Origin of the sequence: Clostridium boliviensis, from assembly GCF_033342255.1 — a bacterium.
Classification (GTDB): Bacteria; Bacillota; Clostridia; order Lachnospirales; family Lachnospiraceae; genus Lacrimispora; species Lacrimispora boliviensis.
The window spans coordinates 1-460 of sequence record NZ_JAWONS010000193.1 but is presented as its reverse complement, the minus strand read 5'-3'; the positions used below and the strand labels follow the sequence as shown (position 1 = coordinate 460).

1 pseudogene is annotated in these 460 nt (G+C 57.6%); it reads left to right on the top strand.

What is annotated here, in order from left to right:
- Positions 1-460: pseudogene (mmdA, locus tag RZO55_RS12440) on the top strand (methylmalonyl-CoA decarboxylase subunit alpha); the annotation flags it as partial.

Sequence of the window (460 nt, the reverse complement as noted above, 5' to 3'; positions counted from 1 at the left end):
GAAGCTCCGGGGGAAGGGGTTTTGACCGGTTACGGCAAAATTCACGGTCGGCCGGTGTACGTCTTCGCCCAGGATTTCACGGTGTTCGGCGGTGCCCTCGGGGAGATGCACGCCCTGAAGATCGCCCGGATCATGGATTTGGCGGCCAAAAACGGCGCTCCCATCATCGGGTTGAACGATTCGGGGGGTGCGCGGATTCAGGAAGGCGTCGTTTCCCTGGACGGTTATGGCCACATCTTTTATCGCAACTCGATCTATTCGGGGGTGATCCCCCAGCTCTCCGTCATCATGGGCCCCTGTGCCGGCGGAGCCGTCTATTCTCCGGCGATCACCGATTTCGTTTTCATGGTGGAAAAAACGAGTCAGATGTTTATCACCGGTCCCAAGGTGATCGAAACGGTCACTGGAGAAAAGATTTCTTCCGAGGATCTGGGGGGTGCCGGCATCCATTCGTCGATCA